The following is a 17,688-nucleotide window of genomic DNA, read 5'->3' as shown; positions in this document are numbered from 1 at the left end:
TGCCCGGCAGGCTGGCCGCCATGAGCACCGCACGCGCCAACGCGACCATGAACAGCTGGGACGAGCACACCTGGGACGGCAAGCGCTACGACGAGGTCACCGGCCCGAAGCAGACGGTGGGCGGCATGACCACCACGTACACCGGCGACCTGGAAGGCGTGGGGGACCTGCGCTTCGTCATGTCCTACGCGGACGACGACTCCTGCTCCACCACGGGCTACGAGGTCGTCACGGGCGCCCTGAACGGCCGGGCGGGCAGCTTCGTCCTGCACCACGTGGGCGGCTTCCGCGGCGGCGTGGCGGATTCCACCGTCACCGTGGTCTCCGCGTCCGGCGATCTCGCGGGCCTCACCGGCACGGGCCGCGTCACGTGGCCGCAGGGCGAGCCGGGCCGGTTCGAGCTGGACCACCGGATCGGCTGAAGGCCCGCCGGACGCGCGGAACCCCGGCCGCCCGAGGGCGACCGGGGTTCGCGGGTCGATCGGTCAGCCGCCGTAGGCCGAGACCGGCGGGCAGGAGCAGACCAGGTTCCGGTCGCCCTTCGCGCCGTCGATGCGGCGCACGGGCGGCCAGATCTTCGGCGCGGACGTGCCCGCCGGGAACACCGCCACCTCGCGGCTGTACGGGTGGTCCCACTCGGCCGCGATCGACGCCGCCGTGTGCGGCGCGTTGCGCAGCGGGTTGTCGTCCACCGGCCACTCGCCCGAGCCGACGCGGTCGATCTCGTGCCGGATCGCGATCATGGCGTCGATGAACCGGTCGATCTCGCCCAGGTCCTCGCTCTCCGTGGGCTCCACCATGAGCGTGCCCGCCACCGGGAACGACATGGTCGGCGCGTGCAGCCCGTAGTCGGCCAGCCGCTTCGCCACGTCGTCCACGGTCACGCCGGTCGCCTTGGTGATCGGCCGCAGGTCGAGGATGCACTCGTGGGCCACGAACCCGCCCTCGCCGGTGTAGAGCACCGGGAAGTGCTCGTCCAGCCGCCGGGCCACGTAGTTCGCCGCCGCCACCGCGGTCAGCGTCGCCCGCCGCAGGCCGTCCGCGCCCATCATCCGCACGTAGGCCCACGAGATCGGCAGGATCGACGCCGAGCCCCACGGCGCGGCGCTGATCGGGCCGACACCGGTCGCCGGACCGGCCGCCGGCTGCAACGGGTGGTTCGGCAGGAACGGGGCCAGGTGCGACCGCACGCCGATCGGCCCGACGCCCGGACCGCCGCCGCCGTGCGGGATGCAGAACGTCTTGTGCAGGTTCAGGTGCGACACGTCCGACCCGAACTTGCCGTACCGCGCCAGCCCGATCAGCGCGTTGAGGTTCGCGCCGTCCACGTACACCTGGCCGCCCGCGTCGTGCACCAGCCCGCACACCTCGCGCACGGTGTCCTCGTACACGCCGTGCGTGGACGGGTAGGTGATCATGATCGCGGCGAGGTCGTCGCGGTGCGCCTCGACCGTCTCGCGCAGGTGCCCGACGTCCACGTTGCCGCGGTCGTCGCACTTGACGACCACGACCCGCATCCCGGCCATCACGGCGGACGCGGCGTTGGTGCCGTGGGCGCTGGACGGGATCAGGCACACGTCGCGGTGGTCGTCGCCGTTGGCGCGGTGGTAGGCGCGGATCGCCAGCAGGCCCGCGAACTCGCCCTGGCTGCCCGCGTTGGGCTGCAACGACACCGCGTCGTACCCGGTGACCTCGGCCAGCCACCGCTCCAGGTCGCCGACGATGCCCAGGAGGCCCTCGGCGTCCGACGCGGGCGCGAACGGGTGCAGGTCGGCGAACTCCGGCCAGGTGATCGCCTCCATCTCGGCCGTGGCGTTGAGCTTCATCGTGCACGAGCCCAGCGGGATCATGCTGCGGTCCAGCGCGACGTCCTTGTCCGACAACGCCCGCAGGTAGCGCAGCAGCGCGGTCTCGGAGCGGTGCGCGTGGAACACCGGGTGCGTCAGGTAGTCGCTGGTGCGGCGCAGGTCGGCGGGGATGCCGTCGGCGGTGTCGGCGTCCAGGCCGTCCACGTCGGCGACGGTCACGCCGAACGCCTTCCACACGAGCCCCAGGTGCTCGCGCGTGGTCGTCTCGTCGCACGCGATCGACACCACGTCCGCGTCCACCTGCCACAGGTTCACGCCCAGGTCCCGCGCGGCGGCGACGACCTCGGCCGCGCGGCCCTCCACGCGCGCCCGCACGGTGTCGAAGAACTCGCCGTGCACGACCTCGACGCCGCCCTCCAGCAGGCCGGCGGCCAGCACGGTCGCCATCCGGTGCGCGCGGGTCGCGATGTCCTTCAGCCCTTCCGGGCCGTGGTACACCGCGTACATCGACGCGATCACGGCGAGCAGCACCTGGGCGGTGCAGATGTTGCTGGTGGCCTTCTCCCGGCGGATGTGCTGCTCGCGCGTCTGGAGGGCGAGGCGGTAGGCGACGGAGCCGTCCGCGTCGACGGACACGCCGACGAGCCGGCCCGGGAGCTGCCGCTCCAGGCCCTGCCGCACGGCCATGTACCCGGCGTGCGGCCCGCCGAAGCCCATCGGCACGCCGAACCGCTGGGTGGTGCCCACGACCACGTCCGCGCCGATCTCGCCGGGCGGGCGCAGCAGCGCCAGCGACAGCAGGTCGGCCGCCACCACGACCTGCGCGCCGGCCCGGTGCACCTCCTCGATGACGCCCGCGTGGTCGCGGACCACGCCGGACGCGCCGGGGTAGGACAGCAGCACGCCGAAGAAGTCGCCGCCCAGGCCGAGCCCTTCGAGGCCCTGCGACAGGTCGGCGGTCACCACCTCGATGCCCAGCGGCTCGGCGCGGGTCTCGATCACGGCCAGCGTCTGCGGCAGCGTGTCGGCGTCCACCACGAACCTGGCCGACTTCGACCGGCCGGCGCGGCGGACCAGCGTCATCGCCTCGGCCGCGGCGGTGGACTCGTCCAGCATCGAGGCGTTGGCCAGCGGCAGGCCGGTCAGGTCGGCGACCATGGTCTGGAAGTTCAGCAGCGCTTCGAGGCGGCCCTGGGAGATCTCCGGCTGGTACGGCGTGTACGCGGTGTACCAGGCGGGGTTCTCCAGCACGTTGCGGAGGATGACCGGCGGCGTCGTGGTGTTGTAGTAGCCCAGGCCGATCATCTGCGTCATCGGGCGGTTCCGCGCGGCGAGGGCGCGCAGCTCGGCCAGCGCCTCGGTCTCCGTGGCGGGCTCGGGCAGGTCGAGCGCCAGGTCGCGCTCGCGGATCGACTCGGGGACGGCGCGCTGCGCCAGCTCCTCCAGCGACCCGACCCCGATGACGTCGAGGATGCGGGCCAGCTCGGCGGGCCGCGGGCCCACGTGCCGGTCGGCGAACGGGGTGCCGTGCTCGAGTGCGGCGAGGGGGATGCGGTCCTGCGTCATCGGTGCTGGCCTCCAGGGCTCCGGACAGACTCCTGCCGTTGCCCTCCCCCTCTGTCTTCTGCCCGACGTCGGGCGCCTGAGAGCTTCACCCGGAGGCCGGGCTTGCACCGTCGGCGGGGTCGGCGTGCTGCCGACCCGCTTTCCAGAGGCGTCTCACCCGCACGGTCCTTGCGCCTGAGAGGTTCCGGGGAGGATTTGCTCCTTCGGCGCCGAGACTGGCTCGGACTCTCCCGCGCGGGATAAAGCGACTACGCGCGAATGGTACCCGGCGGGGACGCCCTCGGAACCGCCGGCGCGACGTGGATCTCAGTTGCCGCCGGGCCTCGCCGGGTCAGCCGATGGCCCGGGTGCGACGGCGGCGGGACAGCTCGTCGTCGGCCGCCTCCACGATCTCCGCGCCGTCCGCGCGTTCGGCGGGGAAGTCGTGGATCGTGCCGCTGATCTCCCGCATCGCGCCGCTGACCGCGATGCCGAACACCCCCTGGCCGCCCTGGAGCAGGTCGACCACCTCCTCCGGGGAGGTGCACTCGTAGACCGTGGTGCCGTCGCTGAACAACGTGATCCGGGCCAGGTCCTGCACGCCGCGGCGGCGCAGGTGGTCGACCGCGACCCGGATGTTCTGCAACGAGACGCCGGTGTCCAGGAGCCGTTTGACGACCTTGAGGACCAGGATGTCCTTGAACGAGTAGAGCCGCTGGCTGCCGGAGCCGTGAGCGCTCCTTATCGTCGGGTTGACCAGGCCCGTGCGCGCCCAGTAGTCCAGCTGGCGGTAGGTGATGCCCGCGATCTGGCACGCGGCGGGGCCGCGGTACCCGACCAGTTCGTCCGGCAGCGAGGAGTCCGGGAACAGCTCACCCTGTTCGCCGGATCCGGCCCGGATGGGCGCTTCCTCGACCACGCCTGCCTCCCCTCGGTCCGGCCACGACGACCGGCGACCAACGTGAAGCCGCCGCGGTGTCGGGAAACAACACCGTGGCAATTCACCTGAGTTCGACGGTAAGACCGCCTAGGGGGCAGGTCAACGCGACGCGCGGGGCGTGTCTGACCTCAACGTGAGGTAGAGGTTGAGAGAGTCGCTTGGCGTAAGCCATTCGGATGACGTTTAGTGATCGTTTAGCCGAGCAAGGTTGACGTTGTGTAACCCGGACACGTGACACCCGTAGGTGGCACGCGGGGTTGATCCACAACTCACCGCACACGCTTGCGGAGGGCCGTCCACGGCGCGCGGCCGACGTTCCGGCCCTTCGCAGGTGTCGTGCCGGGTCAGGCACCCGACCCGCTCGTCCGCGCCCGGTCGGCCGGAATTGTCGGTGTGTGCCGGCAGGATCGAAAACGGGGTTCCCCCGGGCGGGTACCCCTGCGCGAGCACGACCGGCGGCCCGGTCAGGCGACGACCCGGTGACGCGGCGACCCGGTCAGGCGGGGTGGTGGAACGCGGCGAGGGCTACGCGGCAAGGCGCGGTGAAGCGGCCGGGCAAGGCGAGGCAGCGCGGCGAGGTGGTGGGAGCGGCGCGACGGGAGCGGCCGAGCGAACAGTCGGCTCCCTCGACCCGGGTCGGGCCGGCGGCCGACGTGATCCGGCGGAGACCTGGCGGGCGGATCGATCCTGGTTCAGCCGCCGCAGCAAGCCCGGCGGGAGCCGAGCCGGGTTCAGCCGCCGCGCCGAGCCGCACGCGGGATCCGAGCCGAGCACGCAGCGCGCCAGAGGTGCCAAGCGGTGCCGTCGGAGCGGCCGAACCACGCCGGTCCGGCCCGGCCGTGCCGCCGAGCCGGAACCCACGACCTCCGTGTCCGCCCCGCAGAAGACTCCCGCGGAAGACCCTCGAGGAAGACCTACGTGTCCGCCCCGCGGAAGTCCTCGGGCGAAACGGAGTCGAGGAACTCGCGGAACTTCTCGACCTCGTCCTCCTGCTCGTCCGGGATGATCAACCCGGCCTCCGCGAGCACCGACTCCTCCGCGTGGATCGGCACGCCGATCCGCAGCGCCAGCGCCACCGAGTCGCTCGGCCTCGCCGACACCCGGATGTCGCCGTCGAACACCAGCTCCGCGAAGTACGTGCCCTCCTGCAAGTCCGTGATCCGCACCTGCTCCAACTGCCGGCCGAGGGCTCCGATGACGTCCTTGAGCAGGTCGTGCGTCAACGGCCGGGCAGGACGGACACCTTGCTGCTCCAACGCGATCGCCGTGGCCTCGACCGATCCGATCCAGATCGGCAGGTACCGTTCGCCCTCGGTTTCGCGCAGCAGCAGGATCGGCTGGTTGGCGGGCAGTTCCACCCGCACGCCGACGACGCGCATTTCGCTCATCGGGTCTCGCCTCCCTCAGCGCGCTGAAATTCTGGCGTCCCCGCTACCAACGAGGATCCCCCACGTACTCTTTCGACGCTACCCGCCAAGCGGGCCCTCTGCGCAACCGCCCGCCCCTCGCGCATCACGATGCGGACACGCCTTCACCTCGGCGAAACCGGTTTACCCGCCACATCACGCAAGCCCACCTTCACCAAGAGTGTGTGCAGCGTTACGGACAGCGCCGCCAATTCGCGGACGACCTCGGCCCGGTCGCGCTGCCGGGACGCCGCGCCGGCCGCCTGTTCCACCAACCCGACCTCGCGGTCGGCGGCGACCCGGAACGGCCGCAGGTGACGCGCTTCCAACCCGTGCTCTGCCATGGCCCGCGCGGTCGCGGCGATCTGCACCGCGTCGTGGTCGTAGAACCCGCCCGCGCCGGCCCTGACCAGGCCGTGCTGCTCCAGGTCCGCCAGCGCGCCCGGCTCGATGCCGGCCCGCGCCAGCAACTCCTCGCGGGTGACCCGGTGCCCGGCCGCCGGACCGGGGTCGGTCACCCTCGTCGCCTTCACGCCGCCGCCCTGGTCGGCGGCGTCCAACTGCTCCCTGATGACCTTCAGCGGCAGGTACCGGTCCCGCTGGGCGGCCAGGATGTACCGCAGGCGGTCCACGTCCGCGGTCGTGAACTGCCGGTAGCCCGACGCCGTGCGCGCCGGGCGGACCAACCCCTCCGACTCCAGGAACCGGATCTTGGAGATGGTGACGTCGGGGAAGTCGGGACGCAACAGCGCCAGCACCGCCCCGATGCTCGACCCGCCGCGTGGCCGCCCGGCCGCCGTCACCGGAGCCCCATCGCTCAGGCCCCCTGGCCCCCGGCGCCCGGACCGGTCAGGAACACCAGGCGGAACTTGCCGATCTGCACCTCGTCGCCGTTGGCCAGCACCGCCTGGTCGACGGGCTCGCGGTTGACGTAGGTGCCGTTGAGGCTGCCCACGTCGATGACCACGAACTCGCCGCCTTCGCGGCGGAACTCCGCGTGGCGACGGGAGACCGTCACGTCGTCGAGGAAGATGTCGCTGTCCGGGTGCCGCCCCGCGCTGGTGGTGTCGCGGTCCAGCAGGAACCTCGAACCCGCGTTGGGGCCCCGCTTGACCACGAGCAGCGCCGAGCCGGCGGGCAGGGCGTCGACGCCCGCGACGGCCGGCTCCTGGGCGGGCGCTTCCGCGCCCTCGACCTCGGCGAGGAAGTCGGCCCGGAAAACGGAGGTCCGCTCCGGGGACTGCTCGGGCGGAACGCCTGGCCCGTCGTTCGTGCTCACCTGAGCTCTCCTCCTGCTGCTGGAACCTTCGTGACCGCTAGAACTTATCGTGCCCGAACCCTTGTCCGAGGGGCGGCTCCCCCACCGACCGAAGAGCCGCTTGAAGATCGACGTCACCCCTGTGCCACCAGCTCCTGGTACGCGGCGGCGTCGAGCAGGTCCTCGACCGCGGTCGGGTCCTCCAGCCGCAGCTCCACCATCCAGCCCTCGCCGTACGGGTCGCTGTTCACCAGGTCGGGCTGCTGGTCCAGCGAGTCGTTGCGCGCGACGACCTCACCGGCGAGCGGCGCGTAGATGTCCGAGACGCTCTTGGTCGACTCCACCTCGCCCAGCGTCTGACCGGCCGCGACCTGCTCGCCCAGCTCGGGGAGCTGGACGAAGACGACGTCGCCGAGCTGCTCCTGGGCGTAGTCGGTGATGCCCACGCGCACGGTGTCCTCACCTGTGCGCAGCACCCACTCATGTTCCTCGGTGTACTTGAGCTCCTCGGGAATCACCGCGGTGTGCTCCTTCAGTGACGGTGGATCTTCGCTGCCGGATCTTCCCACGTCGGCGTTCAGGCCGGCGCGACACCCGGCCGTCGCCGCATCGCGAGGGTGAACTGGTAGACGTACAGCACGCCCGACCACAGGTACAAGGCCCCGCCCCACACCATGAACCCGTAGGCCACGGGGCGCGCGATCTGCGCGGCGGTGGAGGAGCCCTGGGCGAGCAGGAGCATGGGGAACGCGTAGAGCAGGTTGAAGGTGGCCGCTTTGCCGAGGTAGTTCACTTCGAAGGGGCCGTAGCCGCGGGCCCGGAGCACGGGCAGGCAGGCCCCGACGGCCAGCTCGCGGGCGACCAGCACCGCCGCCACCCACCAGGGCACGATGTCGCGCACGACGAACGCCACCAGGGTGGCCAGGATGTAGAGCCGGTCGGCGGCCGGGTCGAGCAGCGCGCCGAGCCTGCTGGCCTGGTCGAGCCACCGGGCGATCTTGCCGTCGAGCCAGTCGGAGAGGCCGGCCGCGACCAGCACGACCAGCGCCCAGCCGTCCGCGTGGGGGCCGAGCAGCAGGTACAGGAACAGGGGCACGCCGAGCAGCCGCAACACGCTCAGCGCGTTCGGGATCGTCAGCAGCCGGTCGGCCGGATCGTGCGACACGTCCGCACTGTAGAGGTCCGCCCGGCGTGCCCCGGTGGCCGACTCGCGCGGTGGCCTGACCGGCGGGTTCACCGCCCCCGGTCGGTTGACGCGCGGTGACGGTCCGATCCGCGTGCGTCACGCGGGCGGGTGCCGTCCGTCGTCGGCGGGGTGATCAGTTGCTCGAACGGGTGCGGCTCCAGCCGCGGCGTTGCAGTTCTGCGCCGCTGAGCGCCTGCGGACGACCCCGGTCGTCGACGCCGACCCAGCGGGCCCGGAAACCTTCGAGCACGTACGCGTGGCCCTTGCTCCAGACCACGCTGCAGGGGGCTGTGGGCAGCGGCGCGGCTCCCGCGGCGCCGGCACGCGCTGCCCTCGGCTTCGCCGGCTCGGACTCGGTTTCCGTTCTGGTGCTCATGTGAAATCCCTCCACCGGGTTGGTCGCCCGCGACCCTCGCGGCGTTATCCCCGTCACCCGATTCTGCGCGACTGTGGTCGAGACCACCTCCGCGTGCGGGCACCCCGGCGGTCGGCGGGCCGATGCGTCGCCGAGCTGCGGACGACCGCCGGGAACGCTTCCCCCGAGGTGTAACCGGCCCGGGCGGGGCGAAACCGTTCACCGTCCGTCATCCGCCGCACGCCGAACGGCGCACTACACTGGTACTGATCACGCACCACCATGAGCTTGTGGTGCCGCCCAGCGCTACGTACGGTGGGTGGTGCAGCGGTTGAGCCAACAGCCGCGCCGGGAAGTCCGGCTAGCGGGCACGTTCCGCCACGCTGCAGTCAGTGTTGCGCACCCTTCCGTGCGTCCGGGCTTCCCGTCCAGCAGTTCCAGCTGAAAGAGGAGTGCCTCGTGACGGTTCAGGATCCGAACGTCGTGGCGACGAGCGGAGCCGAGTCCGCCGACAGCACCCGTGCCGGGCAGCTCGGGCTGACGACCCGCGCCGCGGTGGAGGGTGTCACCGTGCTGGCGGTCAGCGGTGAGGTGGACATGCTCACCGCGCCGCAGCTGCGCGCCGCCGCGCTGCCCCACCTCGACGCGGACGGCACGCTGGTGCTGGACCTGTCCGGGGTGAGCTTCCTCGGCTCGGCCGGCCTGGCCGTGCTGGTGGAGGCGTCGCAGCAGGCCAAGCGGCGCGGCGCGGAGTTCCGCGTGGTGGCCGTGGAGCGCGCCGTGACCCGTCCGCTGGCCGCGACCGGCCTGGGCGAGGTGTTCAGCGTGTTCACGTCGGTGGAGCAGGCCGTGGCGGCCGACAGGACCACCCGTTGAGGTGACGCCGTGCCCCTAGACGTGCGGTACGAGGTCGACGACCTGGTCCACGCCCGCCGCGACGAGTGCGCGGCGGGCGTGGCCGTCTTCGGGCGCGCGCACGACGACCCGGTTGCCCGCCGCGGCGGCGGCCTCGGCCACCGCGCGCAGGCTGCGGACCAGCCCTTCGTTGTGCTCGCCGAGGGCGCGCAGGTCGACCACGACCGGCACGGTGCCGCCGCGGGCGGCGGTGAGGATGCGACGGCGGACGGAGGGCGCGGCGTGCGCCGGGACGTCGCCGCGGACGTGCACCTCGACCCAGCCCTCGCGGGTGGTGACGTCCACTGGATCGGGTGGTTGGGCGGGGGTCAGGTAGGTGCCGCGGGGCGTGTGCCGGGGGGCCATGACGAGGGTCACGGTGGTGCCGTCCGGCCTCCGGTCGACCAGCACCTCGTCGACGTTCTCTCGCATCAGCAGCAGCCCGCGGCCGCGGGCGGAAAGCACGGGCGGTGGCACGCGCCATCCCCCGTAGTCGGTGATGACGACGCGCACGCCGCCGTCGGGTCCGGCCTCGGCGTGGATGTGCACGACCCCCTGCTGGTCGGGGCCGTAGGCGTGCTCCACGGCGTTGCTCGCCGCCTCGTTGACCGCGAGCAGGAGGTCGTACCGGTCGTCCTCGGACAGCCCTTCGGCGGACAGCCAGGCGTCGAGCTGGGCACGGACGGCCGAGAGCTGCCCGGCGTGTGCCGGGAACTCCGTTCGCCAGTGGTGGTCCGCGAGTTGATCGGTCAAGGGCCCTCCCGTCGCACCAGTCAGTCTTCCCAGCCCGCGCGTCGGCTACACGTGTGAGCGACGATCAATTCGGGTACGGATAGCGTCAGCAGCACAACGAGAGAGAACGGACGACGAGGTGAGCGTGTCGCACACTGAGCCGCAGAGCGGCGAGTCGGAGAACGCCCTGGCCGGGGTCGAGTTGCGGATGGCGGCCGACCCCACGCAGCTGTCGGTCGTCCGGGCCGTCGCGGCGGACATCGCCATGAGGCAGGACTTCGACCTTGACTCCATCGAGGACCTGAAGTTGGCGGTGGACGAGGCGTGCTCGACCCTCATCTCGCTGGCCGACCAGGGCGCGGTGCTGAGCGCCCAGTTCGTGGTGGTGGACGGATCGGTGCAGGTGTTCACGAAGGTGGACTCCCAGCGGTCGGCGCCTCCGGACCGGGACAGCTTCGGGTGGCGCGTGCTGAGCGCGCTGGTCGACTCGGTCACGACGTGGGTCGCGCCGCAGGCGGACGCGTTCGAGGTGCACATCGACCTGGTCAAGCGGTCGTTGGGGACGGTGGATGCGTGACGGCGGCGGACGGGGGCACGACGCGGACCGGCACGCAGGGTGACTACGACCACCTGGCGCCGCTGTTCGTGAGGCTCGCCGCGACCGCGAAGGACGACCCGGAGCGGGAGCGGCTGCGTGACGAGCTGGTGACCGAGCACCTGCCGGTGGCCAAGCACATCGCCCGGCGGTTCGGCCACCGCGGCGAGCCGCACGACGACCTGGTGCAGGTCGCCACGGTGGGGCTCATCAACGCGGTGGACCGGTTCGACCCGGAGCGGGGCAGCGACTTCCTGTCGTTCGCGGTGCCGACGATCATGGGCGAGGTCCGGAAGTACTTCCGGGACTCCAGCTGGTCGGTGCGGATGCCGCGGCGGCTCAAGGAGCTGCACCTGGCGATCAACGCCGGGTCGGCGCGGCTGTCGCAGGAGCTGGGTCGCGCGCCGACGCCGAGCGAGCTGGCGCAGCACCTGGGGCTGAGCCGGGAGGAGATCCACGAGGGGCTGGCGGCGGGCAACGCCTACCACAGCGCGTCGCTGGACGACCTGCTGGTGGCCGACGACAGCTCCATCTCGCTGGGCAGCACGCTCGGCGAGGAGGACCCGGAGCTGGAGGCGATCGAGCAGCGGGAGGCGCTGCACCCGCTGCTGGAGAAGCTGCCGGAGCGGGAGCGCAAGATCGTCGTGATGCGGTTCTTCGGGAACATGACGCAGACGCAGATCGCGCAGAAGGTCGGGATCTCGCAGATGCACGTGTCGCGGCTGCTGGCCAAGACGCTGCGGCAGCTCCGCGAGGGGCTGACCGAGTAGGCGCGTGCCGGAACGCACCGGGGCCGCCCGACCGGATGAGTGGTCGGGCGGCCCCGGTGCGTTGCGGCGCTCGTTCGGGTCCCGCGTCGGGGGTGGGTTCGGGCGGGGCGGCGCTGCCCCGGTCCGATCCGCGTCAAGGGGATGGGCGAGCGGGTGACCGGGTGTCCCCGGCCGGGGTGGTTCGTCAGGCGGCGGAGCGGCGGCGGTTGGCGATGATCCGGCGGCGCTCGTCCTCGCCCATGCCGCCCCAGACGCCGTACGGCTCCTGGACCGCGAGCGCGTGCTCGCGGCACGGGTCGATGACAGGGCAGCGTGCGCAGAGCTGCTTCGCCTTGTCCTCGCGGGCGGCCCGGGCGGAGCCGCGCTCGTTGTCCGGGTGGAAGAAGACCGCGCTGTCACGTCCTCGGCACAGCCCTTCCTTCTGCCAGTCCCAGACGTCGGTCACGGGCTTGGGCAGGCGCGCGGTGCTGGTCATCGGAGGAACCCCCTTGCGGTGTCACAGGTGCTTGATCACGGCTTACCCGCCGGCACCCCGGCGGCAAACGTGACGGCGCCACATCGGGTGGATTACCGGGTGGTCGGGTTTGCGTCGGGACTACTCCGGCTGCTCCTGGGCCAGCCGTTGGTCGAGCGTTTCGCCCTCGCGCAGCTCGCGCGGCGTGGTGCCGTGGCGGTCGGCGCCGCTCCAGTGCTCGGGCGGGTCGACGCCCTCCTCCAGCGGGTCGACGTCCAGCTCGTCCTCGTCGAACTGCTCGATCTCGTCCAGGGGGCGCTCGTCCGGGTCGGTCATCGCGCGCCTCCCGCCGCGGTGGTGGCGTGGCTCAGCGACGGCGCCACCCGGTCGGCCCAGAACGCGAAGAACCGCTCCTGGTCGGGTCCGATCTGGCTCACGTACACCTCGTCGTAGCCCGCGTCGGCGTACTCCCGAACGGCCTTCACGTACGGCTCGGGGTCGGGGCCGACGGGCAGGGCCGAGGCCACCATCTCCTCGGTGACCAGCGTCGACGCCTGCTCGAAGTGCCGGGGCGTGGGCAGCACCTGGGCCAGCTCGCCGGGCAGCTGCTCGTTCGCCCAGAGCCGGTGCGCGGTCTTGACGCCCTCCTCGGCGGTGGGGGCGTGGCAGACCTTGAAGCCGGCCTGGGTGGGTTTGCCCTCGCCGCCCGCGGCCCGGAACTTCTCCAGCAGCGACGGGTCGGGCATGGTGGAGCACAGGCCGTCGCCGATCCGGCCGGCGACCTCCGCCGCCTTCGGCCCGAACGCCGACACGTACACCGGCACGGGTGCGGGCGGGAGGGTGTAGAGGCGGGCGTTCTCGACCGCGTAGTGCTCGCCGCGGTGGCTGACCTCCTCGCCCGTCCACAGGGCGCGCATGATCTCGACGGCCTCTTCGAGCATGTCGAGCCGTTCGGGCGCGGACGGCCACGGGTCGCCGAAGATGTGCTCGTTCAGCGCCTCGCCGCTGCCCACGCCGAGCGTGAAGCCGCCGCGGCACTGGACGGCGGCCGTCGCGGCGGCCTGGGCCACCACGGCGGGGTGAATCCGGACCGTCGGACAGGTGACGGCGGTCGTGATGGGCAGGGACGTGACCTCCGACAACGCCCCGATGACCGACCACACGAACGTGCTGTTCCCCTGCTCGCGGTTCCACGGGTGGTAGTGGTCGGAGATCCACAGCCGCTCGAAACCGGCCTCCTCCGCCCAGCGCGCCTGCCTCACCAGCTCGCGCGGTCCGTGCTCCTCGCTGGAGAGGAAGTATCCGATGCTGACCATGGGCACCGGTTACCCGCGCAGCGATCCCTGAACCGCCGCGCTCGCGCCCGTGCCGGGTCGGCGTCCACACGGGACGGTGGGCGCGGGTGCCCGAGCGTTGAACTCAGGGGTCCTGAACGTAGGACTCACGCGTTCCCAACGTAGGACACACGCGTTCCGAACGTAGGACACACGCGTTCTGGACGTAGGACACACGCGTTCTGGAGGTAGGACGCGCGCGGGGGTCAGAGGGGGAGGAGGAGGCGGCCGCCGGCGAGCAGGGTGCCCACGGTCACGGCGGCGAACAGGACCACCCAGACGAAGCCGGGCACGCGGGTGAGCCGGGCCAGCTGGTCGGCGTCGGACTGCCGCGCCAGGCCGCGCATCCGCCGCCGCTGCAACTCCCCCACCGGCCGCACGCCGCCCAGCAGCAGGAACCACGCCACGAACAGCGCGAACGCCGCCTGCCACGCCGCCGTCGCGTACCAGGACACGGCGAACATCACCGCGCCCGTCACCACCACCGACAGCACGCCGAACGCGTTGCGGATCATGACGAGCATCCCGACCAGCAGCACCACGGTCGCCCACAGCAACGGCCGCACCTGGTCGGCCGTCACCAGCGCCGCCGCGCCCAGCCCCAGCAGCGACGGCGTCACGTACCCGGCGAAGTACATCAGCACCACGGCCACCCCGGTGGGCCGCCCGCGCGACACGGTGACCCCGGAGGTGTCCGAGTTGAGCTTGATGCCCTCCAGCCGGCGGCCGGTGAGCAGAGCCACCAGGGCGTGCCCCGCCTCGTGCGCGATGGTGATCACGTGCCGGCTGTAACGCCACACCCCGGGACTGGCCACCAGCACGAGCGCCAGCACGGCGGGGGCCCACTTCGTCAGTGTCGACATCGCCGTCCAGCATGCCAGGGGCTTGACCCGGAGTGCGCTCCAGCACCCAGGCTGACCGCCATGAGACGACAGCGCATCGGTTCCCTGGAGGTCAGCGCCCTGGCGCTGGGCACGCTGCCGTTCGGCAAGTGGGTGGACGACCGGACCGCGTTCGCGATCCTGGACCGCTTCGCCGAGGCCGGCGGGACGTTCCTGGACACGGCGAACAACTACGTGTTCTGGGACGGCGGCACGGGCGACGAGAGCGAGGAGGCGGTCGGCCGCTGGCTGGCCGCGCGGGGCAACCGCGACGACCTGGTGGTGGCCACGAAGGTGGGCGCCCGGCCGTTGACGCCGGGTACCGGCCTGGAGAACGCCGAGGGCCTGTCCGGCGCGACGATCCGCGGTGCGGTGGAGGGCAGCCTCAAGCGGTTGGGCGTCGACCACGTCGACCTCTACTACAGCCACATCGAGGACCGCGGGGTCGAACCGGAGGACACGCTCGGCGCGTTCGCGTCCCTGGTCGAGGCGGGCGTGGTGCGCGAGATCGGGGCGAGCAACCACGCCACGTGGCGACTGGAGCGGGCGCGGGCGGTGTCGCGGGCGAACGGGTGGCCGCTCTACACCGCCGTGCAGCAGCGCTACAGCTACCTGCGCCCGCGGCCGGGGGTGAAGCTGCCGGAGGGCGGTCACGTGCACATGACCGACGAGCTGTTCGACTACGCGGCGGCCGAGGGCGACGTGGCGCTGGTGGCGTACTCGGCGCTGCTGTCGGGGCAGTACCGGGACAAGCCGCTGGGCGAGCACTACGACCACCCCGGCACCACCCGCCGGCTGGCCGCGCTGCACGCGGTCGCGGCGGAGGTCGGCGCCACGGTCAACCAGGTCGTGCTGGCCTGGCTGATGGCCCAGGACATCATCCCGCTGGTGGGCGCCACGACGGTGGCCCAGGTGGAGGAGACGCTGGGCTCGCTGGAGGTCGTGCTGGACGACGACCACCTCCGGACGCTGGACTCCGCCGTCTGACCACACCTCCACGCGCGGCTCGGCAGAGTGCACGGCCCAGCCGCGAAAGCGGACACGGACCGTGCCGGGCGGCGGCCACGGGTCGCCGCGGCGATCGGAGCGCGCGAAGCGGCGGCGGCGCGGGGGTCGCGTGGACCCTTGCGCCGCCGCCTTGGCGGGTCGCGCTCAGCGCGGTGGCGTCACCGGCCGAAACGCGACTTGTGCTGCTCGGCGATGGCCGGGTCGATCGGCTGGACCGGCCGCGTGCTCACGGTCGGGTCCATGGACTCGATCCGCTCGTCGCGGTGCGCGCCGGCACGACGCGGCTCGACCTGCTCCGGGCCGCCGTGACGGGAGTCGACCCGCTGGGTCGGCATCCCGTGCTCCGCCGGGTCGGTGCGCGGGTCGCGGATGCTCGCGTCCCGCTCCAGGTCGGTGCGGTCGTACCGCCGGTCCTCGACCGGCTCCTCCGTCACCAGCTTGCGCCGCGCGGGCAGCACGGCGATCAGCAGGCCGACGGCGGCCAGCCCGAGGTGCAGCCAGTTGTCGTTGATGTTGAGCGCCAAGGGGTTGCCCAGGCGTTCGACCGGGTTGGTGGCGAACACACCGGCGAGCGCCAGGCCCCACAGCAGCACCGCGCCGTAGCCCAGGAACAGGAGCCAGCCGTACAACCGGGCCAGGCCCGACGTGCTCGCCATGAGCAGGCCGAGCACACCGAACGCCAGGTGCACCACGTTGTGCAACGGGTTCAGGGTGAACCCGAGCAGGGCCGCGTGGTGCTCGCCCGCGAAGTCGCCGAACCCCGTGCGCACGAAGCCCAGCACACCCAACGCGAGGAAGACCAGGCCGACGAGCCCGGCCAGCACCTGGGCGGGTTGCAGGCCCGCGACCTTGACGCGACCGACGGTCGAGTGGTGGGTCATCTCGCCCTCCAACTACACGGACCACGAGCCCGTTACCCGGACTCCGGACGCCCACCGACTACCCGTGGGCCGCGAGCGGCAAACAGGGCGGTCCGAGGGGTTGGGCCGAATGGAGGCGGAGGACGGGCGCACGAACCCGTCCCCCCTTTCCGACAGGAGTCACGCGCCCCGTCGTGCCGGGGTTCCACCCATCCCGACCCACCCCATGAAGGCCGGGACGCCGAGCCGCGCCGAATGCGCGCCGATCATCACGACGAATAGGTCGATATGATTTCCCAATAATGGGATCCGCGTCGCCGCATTTGCCGGACGGGCAGGTCAGGAGAGCTGGTCCAGATCACCGGACGCGTACGTCGCGGAGCCGTTCCACTCGGTCTCCCTGCTGTTCACGAAGGTCCCCTTTGTGATCGTCGGGCACCACCGCGGTGCCGGATGAACTATCTCCGAAGAGACCGCTCTTCGTCAAAGTGATTACGTCGTTCGCCAATTGTCGGCATCGCGTGAGCAGATGACCGGGAACCGCGCGCGGGCAGTGCGGAGTTCGCTTCGGCGCTATTTCACGCAGCGGGTGCGCGCGGTCACGGAGAGGCACGGCGCGATCGGGGGCAAGATCGCTTGACTTCGAGCTAACTCGAACTCCTAGCGTGGCGCGGCAGGAACTCCAGAGGGGACAACGCCATGCACGCCATCCGCCAGCACGAGTTCGGCCCGGCCGGGAACCTCCGGTACGAGCGGGTGCCCGACCCGGAGCCGGGGCCCGGCCGGGTCCGGATCACGGTGTCGGCGGCGGGGGTGCACCTGCTCGACACGACGATCCGCAAGGGCGAGAGCGGTGGGCCGTTCCCGCTGCCCGAGCTGCCCATGACGCCGGGCCGGGAGGTCGCGGGGGTCGTCACGAAGCTCGGCGACGGCGTCGAGCCGCACTGGCTGGGCAAGCGGGTCGTCGCCCACCTCGGGCAGGCGAGCGGCGGGTACGCCGAGCTGGCCGTGGCCGACGCCGCGTCCCTGCACGCGCTGCCCGACCACGTGTCCGACGACCACGCCGTGGCCATGATCGGCACCGGGCGCACCGCCGCGGGCGTGCTGCGCATCGCCGAGCTGACCGCCGAGGACGTGGTGCTGGTGACGTCCGCCGCGGGCGGTCTGGGCGCGTTGTTCGTGCAGGAGGCCAAGGCGGTCGGCGCGCGGGTCGTCGGCGTGGCGAGCACCGCCAAGCTGGACCTGGTCCGGCAGCTGGGCGCGGACGTGGTGGCCGACTACACCCGGCCGGACTGGTCGGCCGGGATCGGCGAGGTCACCGTCGTGCTCGACGGCGTCGGCGGCGACGCGGGGCGCGCGGCGCTGGAGCTGCTCGGCGTCGGCGGCCGGATCCTGCTGTACGGCTGGACGGCGGGCGAGCCGACCCGCATCGACACCGGCGACCTCTACCGGCTCGGCATCACCGCGTCGGTCGTGGTCGGGCCGCGGATGATGAAGGGCACGAACCTGCGCGGGCTGGAGGAGAGCGCGATGGCCGCCCTCGCCGAAGGCCGCCTGACCCCGCTGACCACCACGTTCCCGCTCGCCGAGGCCGCCGCGGCGCACACCGCGCTGGAGAGCCGCGCCACGGTCGGCAAGGTCGTGCTCAAGCCCTGACCGGCC

The 17,688-nt window shown here is 72.3% G+C and carries 20 protein-coding genes and 1 riboswitch; of the genes, 6 read left to right on the top strand and 14 right to left on the bottom strand.

Annotated features, from left to right (window positions below; all coding sequences use genetic code 11):
* Positions 1-20: 20 nt before the first annotated feature.
* Positions 21-422 (top strand): DUF3224 domain-containing protein, encoded by a 402-nt coding sequence (locus ACWEFJ_RS20895; protein ID WP_378094380.1) that lies wholly within the window; start codon positions 21-23, stop codon positions 420-422.
* Between the two features lie 63 nt (positions 423-485).
* Here the strand turns inward: ACWEFJ_RS20895 and gcvP are convergent, their stop codons facing one another.
* The 8 genes from gcvP to ACWEFJ_RS20855 form a co-directional block, all read right to left on the bottom strand.
* Positions 486-3,374 (bottom strand): aminomethyl-transferring glycine dehydrogenase, encoded by a 2,889-nt coding sequence (gcvP, locus tag ACWEFJ_RS20890; protein ID WP_449714738.1) that lies wholly within the window; start codon positions 3,372-3,374, stop codon positions 486-488.
* A gap of 152 nt (positions 3,375-3,526) precedes the next feature.
* Positions 3,527-3,617: riboswitch (glycine riboswitch) on the bottom strand.
* 88 nt (positions 3,618-3,705) lie between these two features.
* The gene (locus ACWEFJ_RS20885) at positions 3,706-4,272 is read right to left on the bottom strand and encodes a MerR family transcriptional regulator (RefSeq protein WP_053720859.1); all 567 of its coding nucleotides are present in this window, start codon (positions 4,270-4,272) and stop codon (positions 3,706-3,708) included.
* Positions 4,273-5,207: 935 nt separating this feature from the next.
* The gene (locus ACWEFJ_RS20880; RefSeq protein ID WP_053720858.1) at positions 5,208-5,681 is read right to left on the bottom strand and encodes a bifunctional nuclease family protein; all 474 of its coding nucleotides are present in this window, start codon (positions 5,679-5,681) and stop codon (positions 5,208-5,210) included.
* Positions 5,682-5,824: 143 nt separating this feature from the next.
* A complete protein-coding gene (gene ftsR / locus ACWEFJ_RS20875) occupies positions 5,825-6,502 on the bottom strand; it encodes a transcriptional regulator FtsR (protein ID WP_449714737.1) in 678 nt (225 codons plus the stop codon).
* Positions 6,503-6,516: 14 nt separating this feature from the next.
* Positions 6,517-6,978 carry a glycogen accumulation regulator GarA gene (garA, locus tag ACWEFJ_RS20870; protein ID WP_033427969.1) on the bottom strand — a complete coding sequence of 154 codons (462 nt, stop codon included), beginning with the start codon at positions 6,976-6,978 and terminating at the stop codon, positions 6,517-6,519.
* Positions 6,979-7,091: 113 nt separating this feature from the next.
* The gene (gene gcvH / locus ACWEFJ_RS20865; RefSeq protein ID WP_378094372.1) at positions 7,092-7,475 is read right to left on the bottom strand and encodes a glycine cleavage system protein GcvH; all 384 of its coding nucleotides are present in this window, start codon (positions 7,473-7,475) and stop codon (positions 7,092-7,094) included.
* A 59-nt stretch (positions 7,476-7,534) separates the two neighbouring features.
* Positions 7,535-8,122 (bottom strand): CDP-alcohol phosphatidyltransferase family protein, encoded by a 588-nt coding sequence (locus tag ACWEFJ_RS20860; RefSeq protein ID WP_378094370.1) that lies wholly within the window; start codon positions 8,120-8,122, stop codon positions 7,535-7,537.
* A gap of 154 nt (positions 8,123-8,276) precedes the next feature.
* Positions 8,277-8,519 carry a hypothetical protein gene (locus ACWEFJ_RS20855; RefSeq protein ID WP_378094368.1) on the bottom strand — a complete coding sequence of 81 codons (243 nt, stop codon included), beginning with the start codon at positions 8,517-8,519 and terminating at the stop codon, positions 8,277-8,279.
* Positions 8,520-8,957: 438 nt separating this feature from the next.
* Here ACWEFJ_RS20855 and ACWEFJ_RS20850 point away from each other — a divergent pair, with 438 nt between their 5' ends.
* Positions 8,958-9,374: an anti-sigma factor antagonist gene (locus tag ACWEFJ_RS20850; RefSeq protein ID WP_378094366.1), complete on the top strand. Its 417-nt coding sequence runs from the start codon at positions 8,958-8,960 to the stop codon at positions 9,372-9,374.
* A 15-nt stretch (positions 9,375-9,389) separates the two neighbouring features.
* On the opposite strand, the gene ACWEFJ_RS20845 is transcribed toward ACWEFJ_RS20850, so the two are convergent.
* Positions 9,390-10,145, bottom strand: a complete 756-nt coding sequence (locus tag ACWEFJ_RS20845) for an ATP-binding protein (protein WP_449714736.1) — start codon at positions 10,143-10,145, stop codon at positions 9,390-9,392.
* Positions 10,146-10,269: 124 nt separating this feature from the next.
* Here ACWEFJ_RS20845 and ACWEFJ_RS20840 point away from each other — a divergent pair, with 124 nt between their 5' ends.
* Both ACWEFJ_RS20840 and ACWEFJ_RS20835 read left to right on the top strand, forming a co-directional pair.
* The gene (locus ACWEFJ_RS20840) at positions 10,270-10,701 is read left to right on the top strand and encodes an ATP-binding protein (protein ID WP_378094362.1); all 432 of its coding nucleotides are present in this window, start codon (positions 10,270-10,272) and stop codon (positions 10,699-10,701) included.
* Entirely contained in the window at positions 10,698-11,489 is a 792-nt protein-coding gene (locus ACWEFJ_RS20835) for a SigB/SigF/SigG family RNA polymerase sigma factor (protein ID WP_378094360.1), read from the top strand. Before ACWEFJ_RS20840 ends, ACWEFJ_RS20835 begins: the two co-directional genes overlap by 4 nt.
* 184 nt (positions 11,490-11,673) lie before the next feature.
* On the opposite strand, the gene ACWEFJ_RS20830 is transcribed toward ACWEFJ_RS20835, so the two are convergent.
* The 4 genes from ACWEFJ_RS20830 to ACWEFJ_RS20815 all read right to left on the bottom strand — a co-directional run bounded on the left by ACWEFJ_RS20830 (position 11,674) and on the right by ACWEFJ_RS20815 (position 14,140).
* Entirely contained in the window at positions 11,674-11,964 is a 291-nt protein-coding gene (locus ACWEFJ_RS20830; protein ID WP_378097927.1) for a WhiB family transcriptional regulator, read from the bottom strand.
* A gap of 120 nt (positions 11,965-12,084) precedes the next feature.
* Positions 12,085-12,279 carry a hypothetical protein gene (locus ACWEFJ_RS20825; RefSeq protein ID WP_378097924.1) on the bottom strand — a complete coding sequence of 65 codons (195 nt, stop codon included), beginning with the start codon at positions 12,277-12,279 and terminating at the stop codon, positions 12,085-12,087.
* Positions 12,276-13,259, bottom strand: a complete 984-nt coding sequence (locus ACWEFJ_RS20820) for a TIGR03557 family F420-dependent LLM class oxidoreductase (RefSeq protein WP_449714735.1) — start codon at positions 13,257-13,259, stop codon at positions 12,276-12,278. The genes ACWEFJ_RS20825 and ACWEFJ_RS20820 overlap by 4 nt, the downstream gene beginning before the upstream one ends.
* 224 nt (positions 13,260-13,483) lie before the next feature.
* The gene (locus ACWEFJ_RS20815) at positions 13,484-14,140 is read right to left on the bottom strand and encodes a M50 family metallopeptidase (RefSeq protein WP_378097919.1); all 657 of its coding nucleotides are present in this window, start codon (positions 14,138-14,140) and stop codon (positions 13,484-13,486) included.
* 60 nt (positions 14,141-14,200) lie between these two features.
* Here ACWEFJ_RS20815 and ACWEFJ_RS20810 point away from each other — a divergent pair, with 60 nt between their 5' ends.
* Complete coding sequence (locus ACWEFJ_RS20810; protein ID WP_449714734.1) at positions 14,201-15,145, top strand: aldo/keto reductase; 945 nt, start codon at positions 14,201-14,203, stop codon at positions 15,143-15,145.
* A 179-nt stretch (positions 15,146-15,324) separates the two neighbouring features.
* On the opposite strand, the gene ACWEFJ_RS20805 is transcribed toward ACWEFJ_RS20810, so the two are convergent.
* Positions 15,325-16,047: a DUF4383 domain-containing protein gene (locus tag ACWEFJ_RS20805; protein WP_378097913.1), complete on the bottom strand. Its 723-nt coding sequence runs from the start codon at positions 16,045-16,047 to the stop codon at positions 15,325-15,327.
* Between the two features lie 678 nt (positions 16,048-16,725).
* On the opposite strand from ACWEFJ_RS20805, the gene ACWEFJ_RS20800 reads away from it, so the two are divergent.
* Positions 16,726-17,682, top strand: coding sequence for a zinc-binding dehydrogenase (locus ACWEFJ_RS20800; RefSeq protein ID WP_449714733.1), 957 nt, complete (start codon positions 16,726-16,728; stop codon positions 17,680-17,682).
* Positions 17,683-17,688: the final 6 nt, after the last annotated feature.

It is taken from the genome of Actinosynnema sp. NPDC004786, from assembly GCF_053601135.1.
The sequence above is the reverse complement of the archived record's forward strand: the minus strand, read 5'-3'. Positions and strand labels throughout refer to the sequence as shown.

Coding starts and splice junctions, on each gene's coding strand:
- ACWEFJ_RS20895 (WP_378094380.1), top strand. CDS start 21: ATGAGCACCGCACGCGCCAACGCGACCATGAACAGCTGGGACGAGCAC.
- ACWEFJ_RS20810 (WP_449714734.1), top strand. CDS start 14,201: ATGAGACGACAGCGCATCGGTTCCCTGGAGGTCAGCGCCCTGGCGCTG.
- ACWEFJ_RS20820 (WP_449714735.1), bottom strand. CDS start 13,259: ATGGTCAGCATCGGATACTTCCTCTCCAGCGAGGAGCACGGACCGCGC.
- gcvP (WP_449714738.1), bottom strand. CDS start 3,374: ATGACGCAGGACCGCATCCCCCTCGCCGCACTCGAGCACGGCACCCCG.
- ACWEFJ_RS20855 (WP_378094368.1), bottom strand. CDS start 8,519: ATGAGCACCAGAACGGAAACCGAGTCCGAGCCGGCGAAGCCGAGGGCA.
- ACWEFJ_RS20830 (WP_378097927.1), bottom strand. CDS start 11,964: ATGACCAGCACCGCGCGCCTGCCCAAGCCCGTGACCGACGTCTGGGAC.
- ACWEFJ_RS20815 (WP_378097919.1), bottom strand. CDS start 14,140: ATGTCGACACTGACGAAGTGGGCCCCCGCCGTGCTGGCGCTCGTGCTG.
- ACWEFJ_RS20800 (WP_449714733.1), top strand. CDS start 16,726: ATGCACGCCATCCGCCAGCACGAGTTCGGCCCGGCCGGGAACCTCCGG.
- ACWEFJ_RS20880 (WP_053720858.1), bottom strand. CDS start 5,681: ATGAGCGAAATGCGCGTCGTCGGCGTGCGGGTGGAACTGCCCGCCAAC.
- ACWEFJ_RS20825 (WP_378097924.1), bottom strand. CDS start 12,279: ATGACCGACCCGGACGAGCGCCCCCTGGACGAGATCGAGCAGTTCGAC.
- ACWEFJ_RS20805 (WP_378097913.1), bottom strand. CDS start 16,047: ATGACCCACCACTCGACCGTCGGTCGCGTCAAGGTCGCGGGCCTGCAA.